Source organism: Paenibacillus silagei (assembly GCF_017874735.1).
Lineage (GTDB): Bacteria > Bacillota > Bacilli > Paenibacillales > Paenibacillaceae > Paenibacillus_AQ > Paenibacillus_AQ silagei.
In genome coordinates this window covers 256,182-278,848 of sequence record NZ_JAGGLV010000002.1, presented here as the reverse complement: position 1 = coordinate 278,848, position 22,667 = coordinate 256,182, and the positions used below count along the sequence as shown (strand labels likewise).

Genomic DNA, 22,667 nt, shown 5'->3' with positions numbered 1-22,667 from the left:
ATGAACAAGCCGAGGGGTTATTTCTTCCCGTTGCGGCCGGGGTCCCGCAAGAGCGGCAGGCTGCGCCTGTCCTCGAAGCTGCGGAGTATCCAGCTGATCATCATGCTGACGTTCATGGCGGTGACTGCGGCAGTGGCCGTGATTGTAAGTGTGATGCTGTACGGCAAGTTCGCCAACACGGCGGAGGAGAATGCCAATCTCAACATGCAGCAGATCATCGAGCAGGTGAACTATAACCTGGAGCTGTATGTGAAGGGGATGGGCAGTATTTTTGCGACCGCCGAGAAGCAGATTACCTCTACGCCCTCCATCGATTCCCCGCTGCTCTATGAACGGATGGATACACTGATGAGCAGCCGCGAGGATCTGGTGTCAGTGGCTGTTTTTACCCCGCAGGGGCAGTATGTCGTAGGGACGCCGGGGCAGACGATGCGCATGAACACAGGGCTTGAGAGCCAGAGCTGGTTCACCACAGCCAAGCATACCTCGGAGATCTCCTATTCCGCACCGCATATCCAGAATTTGTTCAAGGGCAGGTATACGTGGGTGGTCTCCATCTCCAAGCTGATTCAATACAGGGAGAACGGGGAGCTGAGAACCGGTGTGCTGCTGCTGGACTTCAACTTCAGAACGATTGACGAACTTAGTAAGCAGGTCAAGCTGGGCAAAAGAGGCTATGCCTACATCCTCGACCCGCTCGGCAATATCGTCTATCATCCGCAGCAGCAGCTCATCTACGCCGGGCTGAAGTATGAGAATGTGGAGCCGGTGCTGGAATACGCCTACCGCAGCTATCTGGACGAATCGACCGGGGAGAAGCGCTTTATTACCGTACGCACGCTGGCGCAGACCGGCTGGAAGATTGTCGGGGTCGCCTATTACGATGAGATTGTCACCACCAAGCGGGATCTGAACCAGTTCCTGGCGTGGTTTCTTGGTGTTGTTCTGGTCTGCGTGATTGCGGTGTCGGTCTTCCTGTCCTGGCTGATTGCCAGCCCGATCCGCAAGCTGGAGCGTACCGTGAAGCAGGTGGCGGAGGGGGATCTGAATACGCCGATTAATGTTAGCGGAGCCTATGAGGTAGAGCAGCTGTCGAGGCGCTTTAACATGATGCTCCAGCGTATCCGCCAGCTGATGGAGCAGATCATTTATGAGCAGGAGACGAAGCGCAAGGGTGAGCTTGAGGTGCTGCAATCGCAGATCAACCCGCATTTTCTGTACAATACGCTGAATTCCGTCATCCGGCTGGCAGAACGCGGCAAAACGGATGAAGTCGTCACCATGATCCAGTCGCTCTCCAGATTCTTCCGCATCAGCCTCAGCAAAGGCAAGAATATTATCACCATCCAGGAAGAGCTGGACCATATCCGCCATTACCTGGTGATTCAGAGCTTCCGCTTCAGGAATAAATTCCGTTATGAGATCACGGCGCAGGAAGAGGTCCTAGAGTGCCAGACGATTAAGCTGATTCTGCAGCCTATCGTGGAGAACGCGCTCTATCACGGGATCGAAATGATGCCGGACGAGGGGCTGATCTCGATCACCGCCGGGCTTCAGGACGGGCTAATCATCATCAGGGTCAGCGACAACGGCCTCGGGATGTCCAAGGAGACGGTGAACGGCATTTTAAGCGGAAGCGTCAAAAGCACCAGCGGATCAGGGGTCGGTGTCCGGAATGTGCACGAACGGATCGGCCTGTATTACGGGCGGGAGTACGGGCTTGCTTTTCAGAGTGAGCTGGAAGAGGGGACGGTTGTTACGATTGTGTTCCCGGCCCGCCCGGCGGGAGAGGCTATGGATGAGCAGAAGGAGGAGACGAACCTGTGAAAAGCGTGCGTGTATGGCTCACCGTGCTGCTGTGCGGAGTACTGTGGATCTCTGTGTCCTCTTGTTTCAATGCCTCGCCAGCCTATATCAGCACCAGCAAGACGCGGAATATCCACCTGATTGTCAAGATGAACAAAGGGGATTACTGGAACACCCTGAAGCTCGGAGCAGAGGCTGCGGCCAAGGAATTCAATGTCAATCTGACGTTCAAAGCGCCGGATTCGGAGAGTGATATTGAGGAGCAGGTCGTCATGGTGGAAGATTCCATCCAGGAGAAAGCAGATGTGATTATACTCGCGGCCAGCAGCTATATGGGACTGGCGCAGGTCGTGGACCAGGCGGCGTATTCCAGAATTCCGGTGATCTCCGTCGATGCGGAGGTTGGCTCGGCCAAGGTTCGGACTTATGTGGGGTCGAACGGCTACGAGGCCGGACAGAAGTCCGCCGAGCGGCTGATTCAGCTGCTCCAGGGCTATGGCGAGATCGGGATTATTAACTTCACCAATTCGTCGCTTACCCCGGACTCCGGCAAGACTGGCAGCATCGACTATGGTGCGCGGGATGCAGATGAGCGGGAAAAGGGTTTTTTGAATTATGCCGCCCGCTTTCCTAACGTTAAGGTCGTACAGATCGCCTACACCTCCTCCAGCACCTCCGACGCCGAAAATCTGACCCGGGAGATGCTGAACAAGTATCCTCAGCTTCGCGGCATTGCCACTCTGAATGAGATTGCTTCACAAGGCGCGGCGAGGGTGATTCAGGGCCTTGATAGGGATAGTGTGAAAATGATTGCTTTTGACAGCTCGCCCTCCATGATGGAGTCGCTTCAGGATGACACGGTGCAGGCGACCGTCATTCAAAATCCGTTCAGCAACGGGTATCTGGCGGTGAAATATGCCGTGGAGGCGCTCGAAGGCATGGATATCCCCGAACGCGTGGACACGGGCACCAAGCTCATTGATCTGGAGAATATGCTGTGGCCGGAGAATCAGAAGCTGCTGTTCCCGTTTGTCCGGTAGCAGAAATTTAAGATCTATATAGATTGAACAAAAATTTAAGTTAAAGGAAAAGTGGCGGAGGGGAATTTTGGAACTGGAGGAGCGGTAGCGACCGCCTTTGTCTACGGATTTCAACCGTTAAAAAAGGTATAAAATCATGAAATCTGTAGACAACAGCGGCCGGAAGTCCAAAACTTCTCTGGAGTCACGGCTAATTCCAAAACATAAAAAACCATTAGTTCAATGTATATTGATAGTAGAATTTTCATGGAAATGAGTAGGATTTTATATTCGCAACCGTTTTCACGTAGGGCATAATAAGGATGTACCCGGGACACACCGGGATCATCCCAAATAAAGAAATATCCTCAGGAGGTCAATTAGACATGAAAAAAATCACTTCCGTTCTACTTGCAAGTGCATTGCTGGGTGCTGCTCTCGCAGGCTGCGGCGGCAACAATAACAAGGCGGCTGACCCTGCTAACACAGGAACTGCGCCTAACACGGCGAATTCGGGCTCGGCTGAGACTCCGAAGGTCGGCGTAGCGATCTACAAATTCGACGACACGTTCATGACGGGTGTCCGCAACGCCATCGATGCTGCTGCCAAGGGCATTGCCACTGTTGATATCGTAGACAGCCAGAATTCCCAGCCTACACAGAACGATAAGGTGGATCTGTTCATCACCAAGAAATATAACGGCATGCTGATCAACCCGGTAGACCGCACCGCTGCGGGCGTCATCATTGACAAAGCCAAGACAGCGAACATTCCGGTGGTCTTCCTGAACCGCGAGCCGCTGCCGGAAGATATGAAGAAATGGGATAAAGTCTACTATGTAGGTGCGAAAGCTGAAGAGTCCGGCACCATGTCCGGCCAGCTGATCGTGGACTACTGGAAGGCACATCCCGAAGCGGACAAGAACGGCGACGGCGTGCTGCAGTATGTCATGCTGAAGGGCGAACCGGGACACCAGGATGCAGAACTTCGCACCACATATTCCATCCAGGCAATCGAAGATGCAGGCATCAAGGTGGAGAAGCTGGCTGAAGATACCGCGATGTGGGATCGTGTAAAAGGCCAGGAGAAAATGGCCGCCTTCCTCGGCTCCCATGGCGACAAGATTGAAGCCGTACTGGCCAACAACGATGATATGGCACTCGGCGCGATCGAAGCCCTGAAGGCTCAAGGCTACTTCAGCGGCGACAAATACATGCCGGTTGTAGGCGTGGATGCAACAGCTCCTGCGGTTCAAGCTTTGCAGGATGGAACGATGCTGGGTACCGTACTGAACGATGCCAACAACCAAGGTAAAGCAGCGATCACCCTGGCCGCTCTGCTGGCCAAAGGCGAAACGCCAACCAAAGAGAACGTAGGCTTCGACATCACAGACAACCAGTTTGTATGGATCTCTTACAAAAAGATTACCAAAGACAACGTAGCAGACGCCAAGTAATCCGTTAACTGGTGCAAGGCTACAGATACAGATACGTATCATAGATACCAGTCCCGGAGGGCGCTGCAATGCGCTCTCCGGAATTCCTTACGGGTAGGGAGCAGGATGGAACCGCTGTGCCTCTCATGGAAAAAGACAAAAAGCGTAGGGGGCGTAACAACATGGCAAATACGGAATTTTTGCTGGAAATGAACGGCATTACCAAAGAATTTCCCGGCGTGAAGGCGCTGGATGGAGTCAGCATTAAGGTTCGTCCGGGCTCGGTTCATGCACTTATGGGCGAGAACGGGGCAGGCAAGTCCACACTGATGAAATGTCTCTTTGGAATCTATTCACCGGATGCCGGTGAGATCTTCCTGGATGGCCAGAAGGCCTCCATCACGAGTTCGAGCGAAGCACTGAAGCACGGTATCTCGATGATCCACCAGGAGCTGCACCCTGTACCTTTCCGCAGCGTGATGGAGAACATCTGGCTGGGACGTTTTCCGACCAAAGGCATTGGGCCGCTGCAGTTCATTGACCACAAAAAAATGTTCACCGACACTGAAAGCTTATTCAAAGATCTGGATATCGACCTGAATCCCGAAACACTGGTGGGCAAGCTGTCTGTATCCAAGATCCAATCCATCGAAATTGCGAAGGCGGTCTCTTTTCACTCCCGCGTGATTGTCATGGATGAGCCAACCTCGTCCTTAACCAGCGTGGAAGTGGAGCATCTGTTCCGGATCATCCGGGACCTGCAAAAAAGAGGCGTAGCTATTATCTATATATCTCACAAAATGGAAGAAATCCTGGAGATTTCCGATGAAGTGACGATTATGCGTGATGGTAAAAAGATCGGCACCTGGCCCTCGGCCGAACTGACCACGGACCTGATTATCTCCAAGATGGTCGGGCGTGATCTGACGAACCGTTTCCCGGAGCGTACTAATGTTCCAGGCAAGGTGTTCATGAAGGTAGAAGGTCTGACCTCACCCGAGCCCAGATCCTTCAAGGATGTGTCCTTCGAATTGAGACGCGGGGAGATTCTGGGTGTCGGCGGTTTGGTCGGCGCACAGCGAACTGAGGTTATTGAAGCATTGTTCGGACTGCGTGCAGTAAAATCCGGCTCCATCTCGATTGACGGCAAGAAGGTGAAGATTAATTCTCCGCAGGATGCCAAAAAACACGGCCTGGCCCTGCTGACCGAGGAGCGACGCGTGACAGGGATTTTTCCGGTGCTGTCTGTGCATGAGAACGGCGCCATTGCCAACCTTGACCGCTACAAGACGCCTTATCTGCTGCTGAACGGCCGCAAGAAGAAGGTTGAAGTCGATAAAATGATTGAAAAGCTGCGCACCAAAACGCCAACGACCAAGACGCAGATTATGAATCTATCCGGCGGGAATCAGCAAAAGGTGCTGCTGGCCAGATGGCTGCTCACTGAGCCCGAGGTGCTGCTGCTCGATGAGCCGACACGCGGAATTGACGTCGGTGCGAAGTTCGAGATCTATACGATCATTGCCGACCTGGCGAAGCAGGGGAAGAGCATCATCATGATCTCCTCGGAAATGCCTGAGCTGCTGGGGATGTCTGACCGTGTCATGGTGATGTCCGAAGGACGGCTGACAGGGATATTAGAAGGTGCGCAGGCTACAGAAACCGAAGTAATGCGACTCGCTGCTCAGCATTAATCAGGAGCTGCACTCACAGGACGGCGAAGACCATAGGGCAGATGCAAGGCTGAAGAAGCTCAGCAACGAATGCTTAAACTTCGCGTAACAATTAAGGAGGAACACAATTATGACTATTAAAAGAGCGCAGTCCTTCGTGACTCAAAACGCAATCTACATCGTACTGATCCTGCTGATTATGGGGATCATCATATACGAGCCAAGCTTCATGTCGATCAACACCTTGCGGGATGTACTGATCCAGTCCTCCACACGCGTTATTATTGCACTCGGGGTAGCCTTTATCCTGATCACCGCCGGGACCGACTTGTCGGCAGGCCGGGTGGTCGGCTTCACTGCTGTCATCTCAGCTTCCATGCTGCAGATTCCCGACTACTCCCGCCGCTTCTTCCCCGATCTGCCACAGGTGCAGGTCTGGCTGCCGATTCTGATCGCCATTGTGGCCGGTCTGCTCTGCGGGCTCGTCAACGGGATTATCGTCTCCAAGCTGAACGTTCCGCCGTTTATCGCCACTCTGGGCACGATGCTGATCGTATACGGTCTGAACTCCCTGTACTTCGATATGGACCCTAACCAGTCCCAGCCGATCGGCGGCCTGCGTCCTGACTTCACCAACATCGGCTCCGGCTTCATCGGCAGCGGCCAATATTCCATCCCGTACATCGTACTTATAGCCCTCGGCGTTGCAGCCATAGTCTGGGTGCTGTTCAACAAAACCAAGCTGGGTAAGAACATGTACGCCATCGGCGGCAACATGCAGGCAGCCAAGGTATCCGGGATCAATGTCTCCAAGAACCTGATTTACATCTACGCCATCGCTGGTGCCCTGTACGGTCTTGCTGGTGTGCTCGAAGCAGCCCGAACCGGCGGCGCTACCAACAACTATGGTAACATGTACGAGCTTGACGCCATCGCAGCCTGCGTTGTCGGCGGCGTATCCACTACCGGCGGGATTGGTACCGTTCCAGGCGTCCTGGTCGGGGTTATCATCTTCACCCTGATCAACTACGGCCTGACCTTCATCGGCATCAGCCCTTACTACCAGCTGATCATCAAAGGTCTGATCATCATCGCTGCGGTATCGTTTGATATGCGGAAATATTCATCGAAAAAATAGCTTGGGGTTCGGTGATGATCCGTACCTGCGGTGAGTTTTGGACTTCCGGCCGCTGTTGTCTGCAGATTTCTTGATTCATACCGCTTATTAGCGGTTGAAATCCGCAGACAAAGGCGGACGCTACCGCTCCTCCAGTTCCAAAATCCCCTCCGCCACTTACCTTCTACCCGGGAAACAGTTCACAGATCAAATTCCATTACGATTGAATTCAAGAACTCATCGGGTGCTTACGCACCTCCAATCTCACATCCCCTCCGGTACTCCTATCACCTCACCAAGGGTGGGGAAGGCAGGCAAAGAGCGTTTGCGGTATCTCGCAAACGCTTTTTGGCTTGCCCGGATTTGTCGCAGCGTTGCTCCAAATCATTAGAATACACGTGCCTACATGCTTTTGGGCTTCCGGACGCTCCCGCTCCTTCAGTTCCCAATTCCCTTCCGCTCCTGATATCACATGATCGTGAAATGTTGCAATAATTGCAATTCTGGCTGGCTGAAACAGGGGAACTGGGGATAGTTGCTGCACGAATTACAACATTTCCTCTTCTAATTGGCTTGCGGGCGGACAAATGCTGCCTTTCATACAACAATGTTAGTTTAAAGTCGATATACGTAGCCGAATGTTGCATTTTGGGCAGGATTTCGCAGCTAATAGTGACTAATTAATAGTTTTATTCTGTTCCAGAGGCGCAGATAGCAGGGAGTGGGCGGCAGGAGCGAAAGGTGGCAAGTGGCAAGTAGTTAGCAATCAGGTAGCAGGCAGTGGGAGACAAGCAGTTAGCAATCAAACAGCAGGCAGCGGGAGGCAAGTAGTTAGCAATCAGGTAGCAGGCAGTGGGAGACAAGCAGTTAGCAATCAAACAGCAGGCAGTAGGGGGAAGGAGTTAACAATCAGCCAGCGGACAGCGAGTGGCAAGTAGTTAGCAGTCAGACAGCGGTTAGGTTCGACACTTATGCAAACTAACTTATTTATCCAGTCCGCTGAATAGAGTCTTAGGCCTCTATCCTTTACAAAGTTTTATTAAACCTTTGCCCGCCCAGCAGAAGGATTAGTTGATTAGTCTCATATTTCAAGGGCAGGCGAAGCAGCCCTTGTATCCCCGGTACACACCCTCCAAAAGGGTGTGTTTGTGTTTTTACCCACAGAAAGGCAGCAGTAACGGAGGTGATTTTGGAACTGGAGGAGCGGGAGCGTCCGCCTGAAAGCTTTCCGTAGGAAAGCTCGCATCGTAAGCATAAGCTAGGTTGGATTTCTACCGCGATTAGCGGTTTAAATCAGGAAATCGGGAGACAACAGCGGCCGGAAGTCCAAAACTCACCGCAGTTACGACATCGCCTTTCTGTTTTAATTAACGCTTTATTTATCGCTTTATTATCGCCTAGACACAGACACACCCTTTCCCCCTCACTCTCATAGTCTATAGGCAAAAGCCTTTGTAAAGGAGAACGACAACATGCTGAGGATTAAGCTGAACGAGCTGGGAAAAGGGAACGACAACGGTTTGATTCAGACGGAGGTATGGCGGTGGGACGGTATCGGCTGGAATGAGTGTATTCCGCAGCAGGAGGAGGATTTCATCCGGGCGGAAGAGGAGCTGTTCGTGACCATCCCGGCAGAGGCGGGCTTATACCGTGTAGATTACTCCAAAAAGCCCCTGGAGGCGCTCATTGTGCTCCCGGATGACGGGGGAGGCCTGCGGGCAGCGCTGCTGCATCCGGCTCCTTTTAAACTTAAGGACGGGACGCTGTGGGGATATATCAACAACGAAGGCCGGATTGTGATTGAGCCGAGATATGATTATGCGGAGGAGTTTCAGGAGAATGGCCTGGCAGTGGTGCAGCGGGGGAATGTCAGCGGTCTGATTGACAGCTCCGGGCGGGAGCGGGTCAAACCGATCTATAATTTTATTGGTCCTTTTTCCGAGGGGCGGGCTGTGGTATCGGATGCGAAGGGCTACACTTTTATTGATGAAAAAGGCAAAGAGGTGACGTCCGCGCGCTATGACTATCTGAATTCGCTGCACGAAGGCCGTGCGCTGTTCTCCAAGCAGAATACTACCGGGGGAAACTCGCTGTATGGCTACCTGGATGCCCAGGGCAAAGAGGTGCTGCCAGCCGTCTATCTGGACGCCGGGGATTTCTCGAACGGGACTGCACTGGTCAAAATAGCCGAAGGGGAATATGCGCTGATTGATCTCCATGGCGTGGTGCTGCATACGTACAAACATCCTTTTGTCGGGTATCCGGGGGATGGGCTGCTGGCCTTTCAGGCGACGGAGAATGGAAAATACGGTTATCTGCACACGGACGGCATGATTGCTATCCAGCCGCAGTATACGGCAGCTCTGCCGTTCTCGGAGGGCCGGGCCGTGATTAACACAGCCGCTGATTATGGCAACGCCTACGGTCTGATCGATAAGCAGGGGAAAATGATCATTCCCGCCGTCTATTATGAGGTGCAGCAGCTGGGAGAGAACCGTGTGGCGCTGGGGACCCCGCTGTATGCGGATCAGCCCTACAGAGGCTCCAGATATGTCATCGCCGATGCGCTGACCGGAAGAATTCTCAGCACCCACCCGCTGTTGGGCGTGAACAATTATCAGCAGGGACTCGCGTCGGTGTATGATGCCAAGGATACGTATTTTATTGACACCAGCGGAAAAAAAGCCGCCCAGCCCCCGGTCATCGCAGGCTCAGGATCACTGTCCTTCAGCGGCAGCCTGATCCGCGCGGATATTGATCTGCGCACCTCCTATTATGACCGTAAAGGCAAGCAGGTCTGGCGGCAAAACGGGGTCATTCCGCTCAGACCGCCCTACTCTGTGCTGGAGAAGAAATACAAGCCTAACCGGGATTATCTGGTCTATTATCCGGTCGTGGAAGGGATCGCGGTTGCTGAGGTCTCGAAGGCAGTGAATGACAAGCTGCGCAATCTGTCGCTCCCATACGGGGCGGGGACGGGGGGAGGCACGCAGGATTTCAGCTATACGGGAGATTTCGCCGTATCCTTCTTCCGCAAGAATCTGCTGGTGCTGGAGCTTAGCGGTTATCATTTTCCGTTCGGCGCTGCGCACGGCATGCCTACGCGGATCTATGAGCATATCAACCTGCGCACCGGCAAGTTCTACACGCTCAGCGATCTGTTCAAGCCCGGCAGTAAATACGTGCAGAAGCTCAGTGACATTGTCGGCAAGCAGATTGCGAATGATCCGCAGTATTCCTATGTTTTCCCTGATACGTATAAAGGCATTACAGCCGATCAGCCCTTTTATGTGGATGCGGAGGCGCTGTACCTGTATTTTGCACCTTATGAGATTGCTCCGTACGCCGCAGGATTTCCAACCTTCCGCATTCCGTATGCTGAGATTATGGGCCTGATCTCGACCGAAGGGGAGTTCTGGCAGTCTTTTCATTAAATTAAGCGATAGAATCGCCGATATATAGGATAGACACAGCCGTCCTGAAAAGGACGGCAATGCTGTTTTCTTTTGCCGCTGCTGTAGGGTACAAGCCTTTTCTATCTATAAAATGACAGAATTTAGAAGCGCACAGCTGATAGTTTTGTGTTACAATGACCTAGGAACAGATTACAACTTTGTAACATATGTAGACAGACACCCTTGTCCCCATGATACACCACAACGAAGATTAAGGAGATGGCAGAATGAAAAGCAAGACTTTGAGAAGAATGATAGGTGGAAGCGTAGCCGCTGTTATGGCGCTTGGCATTTCTCTTCCATTACAAGCAAACGCAGCAGCAGCCGGTGCCCCTGCGGCAGCCGGATCAGATATGAATTTCGCACAGCTCATGGACTATTTCACACAGAACAATTCAACGAAGACCTTTGTACTGGGTGGCAATACGTACACTGTCACTAAAACCTTTGTATACACAACGCCAGCTGCAGCTGCCCCGGCAGCACAGCCGGTAGCTCCGGCTAAGCCGGTTGCAACAGCAGCACCAGTGGCTACAGCGGCACCGGCAGCAACTGCTAAGCCAGTCCCGGCCCCCGTTGCTACTGCAAAACCTGTGGTAACCCCGGCCCCATCTGCGGTTCCTGCAGTTGGCAATAACGCCTCCAGCTACACACAGCAAGTAGTCGCACTGGTGAACAAAGAGCGCGCTGCAGCTGGACTAGCCCCTGTCTCCGCACTGGACAGCCTGAACAAAGTGGCTGCGGCGAAGGCTGCGGACATGCGCTCGAACAACTATTTCTCACACACTTCTCCGACCTACGGATCACCTTTCGATATGATGTCGGCGTTCGGCATTACGTATAAGGCGGCCGGTGAGAATATCGCTATGGGCCAGAAGACCCCTCAGGAAGTTATGACGGCGTGGATGAACAGCCCGGGTCATAAGGCTAACATCCTGAGCGCGAATTTCAATTACATCGGTGTTGGCTTCGATAATAACTACTGGGTCCAGGAATTCATCGGTAAATAATATAAGGTAATCAAAGTAACGTAACGTTAACTCCGCCCTCCGGCATTGCCGGGGGGCGTTTTTATGATTTTTAGGATATTGAAGTAATATTAATCTTGCACGATCAGCGTAGCGCCATCGTGCCGCTCTTACTGCTTCCACCGTTTAGGTGTGAAGCGGCGGAGGGGATTTTGGAACTGTAGGAGCGATAGCGTCCGCCTTTGTCTCCGAATTTTAACCGTATAACGGTTCATTCAATAAATTTGGAGACAACAGCGGCCGTAAGTCCAAAATCACCGCAGCCGCGCCACTCACCTAAACAAACCCTTTTCGTTTGCAAATTGTGCAAAGAAGAATTATGTTTATCTACATAGTTAATAATGTTGTGAATGATGGAAGAGGCAGAAGAGTACGGCAGATGGAGGGATAGCATTGAAGGATTCCAAATGGACCTGGAGGACAGTAAGCCTGGTGTCCATCCTGGCAACTTTACTTTTGATTACAGGATTTGTGTATGCAGTGGGAGATATCCTGAACCCGAAGGGGGAGCAGTTCCTCTCCTCCCTTCCACAGGAGACGGCTGCACCGACAGCCGCGGCAGATGACGAATACAAGATCCTGGCGCTTGGCGATTCTTTGGCCAAAGGGACTGGTGACAACTCCGGGCAAGGGTTCGTTAAACGGACCGTGGACGCCCTGTCGGCCAATGGAGGAAAGGCAGAGCTGCTGGGCAATATGGGCATTAACGGCTTGACCACAGCTGCTTTACAGAGCAAGCTTCAGGAGGAAGGGGTGCAGTACGCGCTGCGTCAGGCGAATGTCATCCTGATCTCCATCGGCGGGAACGACCTGTTCCGGGGCTCGGATATTCTGGGCACAGGCGGGAGCAGCGGACAAGCAGCTGCCGCTGAGAAGCCTTCGGAGCAAACGGTACCTCAGAGCACGAAAGCACCTGCCAATAATAAGGTAGAAGGCACTACCCCGGTTCCAACCGCGTCTGCAGGTGATCTGACCCCGGAATCGCTTCTCTCCGCTCTGCCTGGGGCTGCCAAACGGCTGGGCAGCATACTGGATACAGTTGCAGAAGTGAATCCGCAGGCCCAAGTCTATTACATCGGACTGTATAATCCCTTTGGAGATATCGAGGGGCTGCTAATTCCCGGTAATCAGGCGGTAACGGCGTGGAATAATGCGGCGATGGATATGATCAACAAGCATCAGAACATGACGCTGGTCCCGACCTTTGACCTGTTCGACCGCCATTTGGCGAAATATCTGTCAAATGATCATTTTCACCCGAACGGGGACGGCTATCAGCGGATGAGCGAGCGGATTGTACAAGCAGTTCGTTGAATCGGATGATTTTTTTTGAACAGAAATGACTGTGGCAAGGAGCTGAATAAGATGGCGAGAACCATTCATGAGGCACCGGGGGATGAGGTCGTCCTGTCCGCCCGGGGAGTCCGTAAAAAAATCGGCCGCAAATGGATTATAGATGATGTGACGTTTGATGTGAAAAAAGGCGAAATCTTCGGCTTTCTCGGTCCGAATGGAGCAGGCAAAACCACAACCATCCGCATGCTGGTGGACCTGATCCGCCCGAGCGAAGGGACGATTACCGTCTGCGGCTATAATGTGAACCGGAATCCGGAAAAAGCGCTGCAATACGTTGGCTCTATTGTCGAGAATCCGGAGGTCTACACGTATCTGACGGGCTGGGAGAACCTGCAGCATTTCGCCCGTATGCAGCCCGGAGTGGACGAGCAGCGGATTGCCGAGGTCGTTGAAATCGTGCGGCTCGATCAGCGCATCCAGGATAAAGTCAGCACGTATTCGCTGGGGATGCGCCAGCGGCTCGGTATTGCCCAAGCTCTGCTCGGCCGTCCCCGGTTGCTGATTCTCGATGAGCCGACCAACGGCCTGGACCCCAAGGGGATCAAAGAGCTGCGCGAATTCATTCGTAAGCTGGCAGACGAAGGGCTGGCGGTCTTTGTGTCCAGTCATCTGCTTAGCGAAATTCAGCTGCTGTGCGACCGGGTAGCCATTATAAGCAAAGGCCGCGTACTCGCTGTTGGCGCTGTAGATGAATTGGTTGCCCGTAACTCACCGTATGTCCTGTGGGAGCTGGAGCCGCTTCAGCGGGCAAGAGACATCATGGCCGGGCGGCCGGATATCGCGCTGCTTCATCTGGACGAGGTTACCCTGGATGACTCGGTCATCGCAGGCATGGGCGTGAATTCCCTGGTTACGGCGATGGACGAGGAGCTGATCCCGGAGATTGTTGCCGTGCTGGTTGCACAAGAGGTGGAAGTCCGGGCTGTGCATAAAATCAACCCTACACTGGAACAGCTATTCTTGAAGCTAACGGAAGGTGAAGCCATTGACTAACCTGCTGCCGCTCATCCGAAATGAGTGCCTGAAGATTATTAAAAAGAAACGTTTCTATGTCATCCTGCTCATCCTGCTTGTGCTGGTGCCAATGTTTACCTATGCGCAAATGCGCATAGCCGAGCGCAGCCGTGACAAATTTAACTCTGACTGGAGGCTGGAGATCCAGCAGCAGATTACCGATAACCAGAATTCGCTCGGCAGCGACCGGATTCCGGAGGAATGGAAGTCGTACCGGCGGATTTTTCTCCAGCAATTGCAGTATTATCTGGACCATGATGTGAATCCGAACGAGCCGAGCGGAGTAACGTTCACCCGGGAGTTTGTCAATAATTCCGTCTCCCTGTTCATTCCGCTGCTGATCATGGCGGTTGCCTCCGACCTGGTCTCCGGGGAGCGGACGACAGGCACGATCAAAATGCTGCTGACCCGCCCGGTCAGACGCTGGAAGGTACTGTTCAGCAAAATGGTAGCGCTGCTGATGTTCGTCTCGCTGATTGTCCTGTCCGTATTCGTAATCAGCTATCTGATATCGGGGCTGGCTTTTGGCTATAAGGGGTTCAATGTTCCAGTCTTTACAGGCTTCCAGCTAAACGGTGATACTGTGGATATGACGAAGGTTCATGCCGTGGAGCAGTGGAAGTATCTGCTGATGCAGGGCGGGCTGATCTGGTATGTCAGCATCGTGGTGGCCCTGCTGGCCTTCATGGTGTCGGTGCTGGTCCGCAGTACGGCTGCGAGCATTGTAGTGATGATGGCGGCGCTGATTGCCGGAACGATCCTGACGAATATGGCTTCCGCATGGACGGCGGCCAAATATTTATTTATGGTCAATATGGAGCTGACGACTTATTTAGCGGGCACTCCCGCGCCGATAGAGGGCATGACACTGGGCTTTTCGATGGCAGTTTTGGGCATTTGGGGACTTGCGGCCGTAATCATTTCATTCGCCGTCTTTACGAAACGGGATATTTTGAATTAGAATGTACAAAGTGAACGAAAACGTTTGTTTGCATTTTTAGAGAGACAGGAAGACAAGTGAAGGAGGAGCATGAATGCTCGAACAGATCGATATGTTTGCAAAAGTCTCTAAGAACGGCGAAGCAGGCCGGACTGGATACGATGCTGACGACATTCAGGTGCTCGAAGGTCTGGTTGCGGTCCGCAAACGGCCCGGCATGTATATTGGCAGTACGAGTTCCTCGGGTCTGCACCATTTAGTATGGGAAATAGTAGATAATGCCGTAGATGAGCATTTGGCCAAGTTTTGCTCGAAGATTGATATTACACTGCGTAAAGACGGATCGGTGACCGTCATTGACAACGGACGCGGAATACCGACCGGAATGCACAAGACAGGAGTCCCAACGCCGCAGGTGGTATTCACTATACTGCATGCAGGCGGCAAATTCGGCGGCTCCGGCTACAAGAAGTCGGGCGGCCTGCACGGGGTCGGGGCTTCAGTAACCAATGCGTTGTCCGAGTGGCTGGAAGTGGAGATTTACCGCGAGGGCAAGATTCACCGTCAGCGCTTTGAATACTGGGTCGACAAAAGCGGAAAAGAACATGTCGGTGAGCCAGTGACCGGTCTTGAGATACTGGGGAATACGAATAAGACCGGTTCGAAGATTACCTTCAAGCCGGATGTTCGCGTCTTCGCTGCGGGCATTTCATTCAACTATGATACGCTTGCAGAACGGGTACAGGAGATCGCCTTCCTGAATTCCGGGCTTAGAATCAATCTGAGCGACGAGCGCAGCGGGCGTCAGGATGAATTCTTCTACGAAGGCGGCGCCAGCCAGTTCGTGCAATTCCTTAACGAAGGCAAGGATGTACTGCACGATGTAATTCATTTCAGCTCCGAGAAGGACGAGATTGAGGTGGAAATCGCGCTGCAGTATAATGCGGGGTATACGGAGACGATCGCTTCTTTTGTCAACTCCATTCCTACCCGCAGCGGGGGAACACACGAGACAGGCTTCAAGACAGCCTATACACGTGTGCTGAATGATTACGCCCGCCGCACGCAGCTGCTCAAGGAGAAGGATAAGAATCTGGAGGGCAATGATCTGCGCGAAGGCATGATGGCGGTCATCAGCATCAAGATGTCGGATGTGGAGTTTGTCGGACAGACGAAGGATCAGCTCGGAAGCGCATCTGCCCGCAGTGCCGTGGACTTCATCGTCTCTGAGCGGATGGCGCGGTTCCTGGAAGAGAATCCCCAAGTTGCACAGAGTCTGCTCAAAAAATCGATTCAGGCCTCCAAGGCCCGTGAAGCGGCCCGCAAGGCCCGTGATGAGATCCGCAGCGGCAAGAAGCGCAGTGAGAGCTCGAACCTGGGCGGCAAGCTGTCACCTGCACAGTCCAAGGACGTTACACGTACCGAGATCTTCATCGTCGAGGGCGATTCAGCCGGTGGCTCCGCGAAGCAAGGCCGGGATTCCAAGATTCAGGCGATCCTGCCGCTGAAGGGCAAGCCGATGAACCCCGAGAAGGCCAAGCTGCTGGATATCCTGAAGAATGACGAATACAAGGCGATCATTTCGGCAATCGGTGCGGGAATCGGGCCTGATTTTGCCGTGGAGGACAGCAATTATTCCAAAATCATCATTATGACCGATGCCGATACGGACGGTGCACATATCCAGGTGCTGCTGCTGACCTTCTTCTACCGCTACATGAAGCCGCTGATCGATGCCGGCAAGGTCTATATCGCCCAGCCGCCGCTGTATAAGCTGACACGTAAATCGGGTAAGCTGGAGACGGTCCGCTATGCCTGGAGTGATGAGGAATTGCAGAATTATCTGAAGGAATTCGGGAAGAATTTCGAGCTGCAGCGGTACAAGGGACTGGGTGAGATGAACCCGGACCAGCTGTGGGAGACTACGATGAATCCCGATTCGCGTACGCTGCTTCAGGTGCAGATCGAGGATGCCGCCAAGGCGGAGCGCCGCGTCTCCACGCTGATGGGCGATAAGGTCGACCCGCGTAAGCGCTGGATTGTCGAGAACGTCGACTTCACGGAGATCGTGGAGTAACAAAGATCGTAAGTAGTAGTGGGAAGTGACGATACCTTCCGCGTTTTTAATTTTTTGATGATCTGTTTAAGCGATAGCGGCTGGTTCTTGAATTCAATGGATTGTGAACTATGTTTTGATAAACTGATACAAGGGAAAGTAACGGAGGGGATTTTGGAACTGTAGGAGCGTCAGCGTCCGCCTTTGTATTTAGATTTCATCCGCTAGGCCTATGAATCAGAAATCTAAATACAACAGCGGCCGGAAGTCCAAAATCACCGCAGTTACGATCTTACCTGTTATCAAAATATTGTTTGGTTTTTGAATTCAATAACGCAAGAGCGCAGCGGTCAGATCATCAATCTTTAAAAACGCGGACAGAATGAGGAACAGAAGGTGAAGAGGATATGAGCAGTTTATCAGAGCAATTTTTGCCGGCTTTTCTGGAAGAGGTCGTGGGTGACCGGTTTGGCCGGTATTCCAAATATATCATTCAGGACCGGGCGATCCCCGATGTGCGCGACGGACTGAAGCCCGTGCAGCGCCGGATTCTGTATGCCATGTACGATTCCGGCAATACGCCGGATAAGCCATACCGCAAGTCAGCCAAAACCGTCGGTGATGTCATGGGTAACTACCATCCCCACGGGGACTCCTCGATCTACGACGGGATGGTGCGGATGGCACAGCCGTGGAAGATGGGGCATGTGCTGGTAGACGGACACGGCAACTGGGGTTCCATGGATGATGACCCGGCGGCGGCGATGCGTTACACAGAAGCGCGTCTGTCTCCGATTGCCATGGAGATGATGCGCGATATTGAGAAGCGCACCGTACTGTTCAAGGACAACTTCGATAATACGGCCAAGGAGCCGGTGGTTGTTCCCTCCCGTTATCCGAATCTGCTGGTGAACGGAACGAGCGGGATCTCGGCCGGATTCGCCACGGAGATTCCACCGCATAACCTGCGGGAAGTCATCGACGCCTGCATCGCGGTCATGCAGAAGCCGGACATTGCGCTTGAGGATATCATGACCTTCATCAAGGGGCCGGACTTCCCGACAGGCGGAACCATTATGGGCGGAGACGGCATTATGGATGCTTACCGCAGCGGCAAAGGCCGTATCTATCTGCGTTCCAAGACGGAGATTGAGAATCTGCGCGGCGGGAAGCAGCAGATCGTGATCACCGAGGTGCCTTTCCAGATAGTGAAGTCACGCCTGGTGACCTCCATGGAGAACATCCGTCTGGAGAAAAAGATTGAAGGGATCGCCGAGGTCCGCGATGAGAGCGGCCGTGAGGGCCTGCGCATCGTGGTGGAGCTGAAGAAGGAGGCAGATGCACAAGGCGTCTTAGCCTATCTGCTCAAAAAAACCGACCTCCAAGTCACCTACAACTTCAACATGGTAGCCATCGTTAACAAGGCTCCGCAGCAGCTAGGGCTCAAAGCGATCCTTGAAGCCTACATTGCCCATCAGCGCGAAGTGGTCACTCACCGTACCCGGTTTGATCTGGAACGGGCGGAGGACCGTGCCCATGTCTTAGAGGGACTGGTCAAGGCGCTGAATATTCTGGACGAAGTGATCGCTGCCATCAAGGCATCGAAGAACCGTCAGGATGCCCAGAATAATCTGGTATGGATGTTCGGCTTCAGCGAAAGACAGGCTGATTCTATCCTTACCTTGCAGCTCTACCGTCTCACCAATCTGGAGATTCATTCGCTGCAGAAGGAGCTGGATGAGATGCTGGCCCGGATTGCTGTGCTCCAGGGGATTCTGGACAGTGACAAGAAGCTGATTACCGTTATCCGCAAGGAGCTGCTGGAGATCCGTGACAAATACGGAATCGACCGCCGTTCCCTGATTCAGGGCGAGGTAGAGGAGCTTAAGGTCAACATGGAGGTTCTGGTCAATGCGGAGGATGTGCTGGTTGCGCTCTCTGCAGACGGCTATATCAAGCGGACCGGCATGCTGTCCTTCACCCGTTCGGGCGGGGAGCGCCACTCTTCAGGCGTCAAGGATGGCGATCATATCGTCAAGCTGCTGGATCTGAATACCCGGGAGAGCCTGCTCGTCTTCACCCGCAAGGGTCAATACTTCCTGCTTCCTGTGCATCAGATTCCAGAGTTCAAATGGAAAGATCCGGGGACGGCCATCGTCAACGTGATCGGACTGAATAAGGGAGACAGTGTCGTCAGTGTACTGCCGGTCGGCAACCTGGAGGACCCGCTGGCCAGTCTGGTCTTCATCACACGCAAGGGGCAAGTGAAGCGTACCGAGCTCAAGGAGTACTCTACAAGCCGTTCCGGAGCCGTTGCCGCCTGTAAGGTGGCCGAAGGCGATGAGATCATTACAGTGGCTCACAGCAGGGGTGACAAGGACATCGTGCTGATTACCCGTGAGGGCATGAGCATCCGTTTCCGTGAGAATGAAGTGAATCCTATGGGCCGGGTGGCCACAGGAGTTAGGGGAATTCAGCTCCGTGAAGGAGATGAGGTGGTCTCCTGCTTCTGGGTCAGTGAGGATGAAGGCGAGATCCTGGCGATATCCGACATCGGTTATGCCAAGCGCTCCCTGATGGTGGATTATCCTTCCCAGAGCCGCGGAGGCAAAGGGATGCCAACCTTCGAGTTCAAGGAAGGCAAGCGTGTCCGCCCGAACGGCAGCAGGCTGGCAGGCGCATTCTATTGCAAGGAGCCGCTGGAGGTGACCGCCATCACCCAGAGCGGCGCGGTACATTCCTTCTCTTCCGAATCGGCACCGATTGCTGAACGCCGTTCTACAGGCAAGCAGCTGGTTGCTGTCGAGAAGAAGGACGAGATCGCCATTCTTTTTCAGGCAGTCAAGTAAAATATAATACCGCATGGAACGGCGCGGGCAGCTCAGGGTAACGGGCTGCCCGCGCTTTTAATTTGGGGGGGAATAATTGCAGATATGATTTTATTTTTTGGCCTTGAAGGATTTGGAATTTTTCTGGCGAAAAAGTAAATATACCTTATAGAGATCCGCAGGAAAGGAAGGAATAAGTGTGCACTCCACTGAATTCAGTAAAATCTGGCATAAGATATTAAAGGACTATAAGCTACATATGGACAGCAAGCTTGCCCCTACACTGACTGATGCCCAGCTTACCGTACTGGAATTGCTGCAGGAGCGTGATGCGATGAAGCCTTCTGATTTGGCCCCTCATCTGGCAACCAGCCCGGCGGCCGTAACGATGCTGCTTGACCGGATGGAGAAGCATAATCTGATTGTCCGTGAACGCGATGCCTCAGACCGCAGAATTGTCTGGGTGAGCATCACCGAGACAGGCCAGCGGGAGACGCTGCGCGGACTGAAGGTCCGCAGTGATTTTTTTGCAGAAGCGCTGGACCCCATTTCCTCCCATAATCAGCAGCTGCTGCTCTACCTCATGGGCAAGATGGCGGTTGCCCCGGCCGTGGATGACGCAGCTTCGGTACAGTCCGTATAAGCACCTGCTACTTAGAGCATCAGAACTAAACAAGTCGAAGCAGGTTAACTATCCAATCCAATGCAGCAATTGAAAGCGTTCAGTTGCAAGTGAGACACTGGGATAGTTGTAGAATGTACACTTAAATACAGCGAAAAAGCATATTTTCATCGTATAACTGTATTCTCTACAACTAAAACCTGTCCAAAAAGGGAAGAATCAAAATTATTGACTATTTAAATGTATGAAATACAACTATACGGGTGATCGGTTATATTTCAGATGTTTTAGTTGTATAAAATACACTTAAGCCTATCTATCGCCACTCCTGTCGTGCTATCCTTGTTTGGACGGCACTGTTACAGCGGGAAATAGAAGAATAAGTTATTGAGTGAAACATATGAATGCTTATATTTCAAAAAAAGCAGGCTGTCCGTTAAAGGATAGCCTGCTTTTGCATTTGCGGAGTCCAAAGATTCCAGGGATAGGAACGGGGAGGCAGGGAGAGCAGCTCGACTTCTTCTTTGGTCACCGGATGCGGGAACCGGGTTAGTGCAGACCATAATGCAATCTGCTGTCCCGGTCTGTTCACGGCCGCGCCGTACTTCTGATCTCCATATAGCGGACAGCCAACGTCGCTGAGCTGGACGCGGATCTGGTGGGAGCGGCCGGTCAGCAGGTCAATCCTCACCAGCGAATAGCCTTCTGCCGTACCAATCACGGTATAATCAAGGATGGCTTGCTTGCCGCCCGGCGTTCCCTCACGGACAGCCTGGACGGTATTGCTCTTAGGGTCCTTAAGCAGCGTATGCTCCAGCCGGGCCTCTGCGCCTGGAAGCTGACCATGCACCACTGTCAGATAGACCTTCTGGAAGGCGTGGGTGCGCACACTCTCGGATAGCCGGGAGGCTGCCTTCGAGGTCTTGGCGAAGATCATCGCACCGCCTACAGGCCGGTCCAGCCGGTGAACCAGGCCCATGAAGACGTTGCCCGGCTTCGCGTAGCGTTCCTTCACATCTTCCTTCAGCAGGGTCAGCAAATCCGGGTCGCCTGTAGCATCCTCTTGAACGGGAATGTTCACAGGCTTCACAATGCCGAGCAGATGGTTGTCCTCATATAGAATCTCGAACCGGGAGGGGCTGCTGCCGGATTCTCCTGCTGCGCCGTTATTCGTTCCGGTCATGGCTTACGCCTCCCAGCGGCCCAGAATCCCGCAAGGCAGATTCATGCCGGAGGCTGTAATCGGCAAGCCGATCTCACCGGAATTCAGCTTGCCGCCATAGCGCTTGCCCATCGTCATTGACAGCATATTGCGCAGTACGGTTGGCGAGATGCCGGTCGTATAGGAGTTAATCAGCATGAATAACGGACGGTCGCTCATAATCTCCATGCAGCTCTCCAAGAACGGATAAAGACTGGATTCGAGCTTCCACATTTCTCCGCCCGGCCCTCTTCCATAAGACGGCGGGTCCATAATAATAGCATCATATTTGCTGCCGCGGCGCTGTTCGCGCTGGACGAACTTGAATACATCATCGGTAATGAAGCGGAGCGGCTTGTCGGCAAGACCGGACAGGGCTACATTCTCCTTGGCCCATTGAACCATCCCCTTGGCTGCATCGACATGCACGACGGAGGCTCCTGCACTTGCTGCCGCAACAGTGGCTCCGCCGGTATAAGCGAACAGGTTGAGGACGGAGATAGGCCGGTTAGCCGCTGCGATCTTGTCCATCATCCAGCGCCAGTTGGCCGCCTGCTCCGGGAACAGCCCGGTGTGCTTGAAGTTCGTCGGGCGGAGGTGGAACTTCAGCTTGCCGTAGCTGATTTTCCAGTCCTCCGGTATGGTCTTCTTCATCTCCCACTGCCCGCCACCGGCGGAGCTGCGGTGATAATGTCCGTGCACATCCCGCCACTTGGCGCTCTCGCTGGCCAGCGGCCAGATGATCTGCGGGTCCGGCCGGCGCAGGATAATATCGCCCCAGCGTTCGAGCTTCTCCCCGCCCCCGGTATCGATCACTTCATAGTCTTTCCAATCACTGGCTATATACATTATTAATCCATCCTTCAAAAAGTCATTTAGCCTTTATTGTACAACATTTAAGCCTGCAGCTACAAACAAAATGGTTGCAAAGCTGCGACTATTCCCAGTGTAGCCAACAAGCAAGAGGCGTATAATATTACCAGGAAAAGCAGGGCAGATCATTTTGCAACATAATCATTCGGTAAGCAGGGGACTTAGCCAATTGAAAAGCGGGTGTTCTGGCGCTTCGTACAGGGATTGTGTATGATCTGAATACAAGGTTACAGCAAAGGAAGG

General features: G+C 53.1%; 15 protein-coding genes. 13 read left to right on the top strand and 2 right to left on the bottom strand.

Translation table 11 applies throughout. The features are described 5' to 3' along the window. From J2Z70_RS04565 to J2Z70_RS04505, 13 genes are all read left to right on the top strand, one after another. Positions 1-1,827 (top strand): sensor histidine kinase, encoded by a 1,827-nt coding sequence (locus tag J2Z70_RS04565; protein WP_209869882.1) that lies wholly within the window; start codon positions 1-3, stop codon positions 1,825-1,827. Continuing rightward, positions 1,824-2,846 (top strand): substrate-binding domain-containing protein, encoded by a 1,023-nt coding sequence (locus J2Z70_RS04560; RefSeq protein WP_209869880.1) that lies wholly within the window; start codon positions 1,824-1,826, stop codon positions 2,844-2,846. The genes J2Z70_RS04565 and J2Z70_RS04560 overlap by 4 nt, the downstream gene beginning before the upstream one ends. A gap of 365 nt (positions 2,847-3,211) precedes the next feature. Further along, a complete protein-coding gene (locus J2Z70_RS04555) occupies positions 3,212-4,282 on the top strand; it encodes a galactose ABC transporter substrate-binding protein (protein WP_209869877.1) in 1,071 nt (356 codons plus the stop codon). 161 nt (positions 4,283-4,443) lie between these two features. Beyond that, positions 4,444-5,955, top strand: a complete 1,512-nt coding sequence (locus J2Z70_RS04550) for a sugar ABC transporter ATP-binding protein (protein ID WP_209869874.1) — start codon at positions 4,444-4,446, stop codon at positions 5,953-5,955. A 109-nt stretch (positions 5,956-6,064) separates the two neighbouring features. Beyond that, the gene (mglC, locus tag J2Z70_RS04545; RefSeq protein WP_209869871.1) at positions 6,065-7,072 is read left to right on the top strand and encodes a galactose/methyl galactoside ABC transporter permease MglC; all 1,008 of its coding nucleotides are present in this window, start codon (positions 6,065-6,067) and stop codon (positions 7,070-7,072) included. 1,451 nt (positions 7,073-8,523) lie between these two features. Then, positions 8,524-10,485, top strand: a complete 1,962-nt coding sequence (locus tag J2Z70_RS04540; RefSeq protein ID WP_209869868.1) for a WG repeat-containing protein — start codon at positions 8,524-8,526, stop codon at positions 10,483-10,485. 248 nt (positions 10,486-10,733) lie between these two features. Further along, positions 10,734-11,516 carry a CAP domain-containing protein gene (locus J2Z70_RS04535; protein WP_209869866.1) on the top strand — a complete coding sequence of 261 codons (783 nt, stop codon included), beginning with the start codon at positions 10,734-10,736 and terminating at the stop codon, positions 11,514-11,516. A 411-nt stretch (positions 11,517-11,927) separates the two neighbouring features. After that, entirely contained in the window at positions 11,928-12,848 is a 921-nt protein-coding gene (locus J2Z70_RS04530) for a GDSL-type esterase/lipase family protein (protein WP_209869864.1), read from the top strand. 51 nt (positions 12,849-12,899) lie between these two features. Further along, positions 12,900-13,883 carry an ABC transporter ATP-binding protein gene (locus J2Z70_RS04525; protein ID WP_209869863.1) on the top strand — a complete coding sequence of 328 codons (984 nt, stop codon included), beginning with the start codon at positions 12,900-12,902 and terminating at the stop codon, positions 13,881-13,883. After that, on the top strand, positions 13,876-14,865 hold the full coding sequence (locus tag J2Z70_RS04520; RefSeq protein ID WP_036732948.1) for an ABC transporter permease: 990 nt from the start codon (positions 13,876-13,878) through the stop codon (positions 14,863-14,865). Before J2Z70_RS04525 ends, J2Z70_RS04520 begins: the two co-directional genes overlap by 8 nt. Positions 14,866-14,938: 73 nt before the next feature. After that, positions 14,939-16,921, top strand: a complete 1,983-nt coding sequence (gene parE / locus J2Z70_RS04515; protein ID WP_036732950.1) for a DNA topoisomerase IV subunit B — start codon at positions 14,939-14,941, stop codon at positions 16,919-16,921. Positions 16,922-17,307: 386 nt separating this feature from the next. Further along, on the top strand, positions 17,308-19,749 hold the full coding sequence (gyrA, locus tag J2Z70_RS04510) for a DNA gyrase subunit A (RefSeq protein ID WP_036732953.1): 2,442 nt from the start codon (positions 17,308-17,310) through the stop codon (positions 19,747-19,749). 178 nt (positions 19,750-19,927) lie between these two features. Further along, positions 19,928-20,371 carry a MarR family winged helix-turn-helix transcriptional regulator gene (locus J2Z70_RS04505; protein WP_036732955.1) on the top strand — a complete coding sequence of 148 codons (444 nt, stop codon included), beginning with the start codon at positions 19,928-19,930 and terminating at the stop codon, positions 20,369-20,371. 415 nt (positions 20,372-20,786) lie between these two features. Here J2Z70_RS04505 and J2Z70_RS04500 read toward each other — a convergent pair whose 3' ends face one another. Together J2Z70_RS04500 and J2Z70_RS04495 are read right to left on the bottom strand one after the other, a co-directional pair. After that, complete coding sequence (locus tag J2Z70_RS04500) at positions 20,787-21,533, bottom strand: RluA family pseudouridine synthase (RefSeq protein ID WP_036732959.1); 747 nt, start codon at positions 21,531-21,533, stop codon at positions 20,787-20,789. 3 nt (positions 21,534-21,536) lie between these two features. Continuing rightward, on the bottom strand, positions 21,537-22,400 hold the full coding sequence (locus J2Z70_RS04495; RefSeq protein ID WP_209869861.1) for a class I SAM-dependent methyltransferase: 864 nt from the start codon (positions 22,398-22,400) through the stop codon (positions 21,537-21,539). Positions 22,401-22,667 lie beyond the last annotated feature (267 nt).

What these genes read in the sequence shown, in the direction of transcription:
- J2Z70_RS04565 (WP_209869882.1), top strand. Translation starts at nt 1, where the DNA reads ATGAACAAGCCGAGGGGTTATTTCTTCCCGTTGCGGCCGGGGTCCCGC.
- J2Z70_RS04555 (WP_209869877.1), top strand. Translation starts at nt 3,212, where the DNA reads ATGAAAAAAATCACTTCCGTTCTACTTGCAAGTGCATTGCTGGGTGCT.
- J2Z70_RS04550 (WP_209869874.1), top strand. Translation starts at nt 4,444, where the DNA reads ATGGCAAATACGGAATTTTTGCTGGAAATGAACGGCATTACCAAAGAA.
- mglC (WP_209869871.1), top strand. Translation starts at nt 6,065, where the DNA reads ATGACTATTAAAAGAGCGCAGTCCTTCGTGACTCAAAACGCAATCTAC.
- J2Z70_RS04540 (WP_209869868.1), top strand. Translation starts at nt 8,524, where the DNA reads ATGCTGAGGATTAAGCTGAACGAGCTGGGAAAAGGGAACGACAACGGT.
- J2Z70_RS04535 (WP_209869866.1), top strand. Translation starts at nt 10,734, where the DNA reads ATGAAAAGCAAGACTTTGAGAAGAATGATAGGTGGAAGCGTAGCCGCT.
- J2Z70_RS04525 (WP_209869863.1), top strand. Translation starts at nt 12,900, where the DNA reads ATGGCGAGAACCATTCATGAGGCACCGGGGGATGAGGTCGTCCTGTCC.
- parE (WP_036732950.1), top strand. Translation starts at nt 14,939, where the DNA reads ATGCTCGAACAGATCGATATGTTTGCAAAAGTCTCTAAGAACGGCGAA.
- gyrA (WP_036732953.1), top strand. Translation starts at nt 17,308, where the DNA reads ATGAGCAGTTTATCAGAGCAATTTTTGCCGGCTTTTCTGGAAGAGGTC.
- J2Z70_RS04500 (WP_036732959.1), bottom strand. Translation starts at nt 21,533, where the DNA reads ATGACCGGAACGAATAACGGCGCAGCAGGAGAATCCGGCAGCAGCCCC.
- J2Z70_RS04495 (WP_209869861.1), bottom strand. Translation starts at nt 22,400, where the DNA reads ATGTATATAGCCAGTGATTGGAAAGACTATGAAGTGATCGATACCGGG.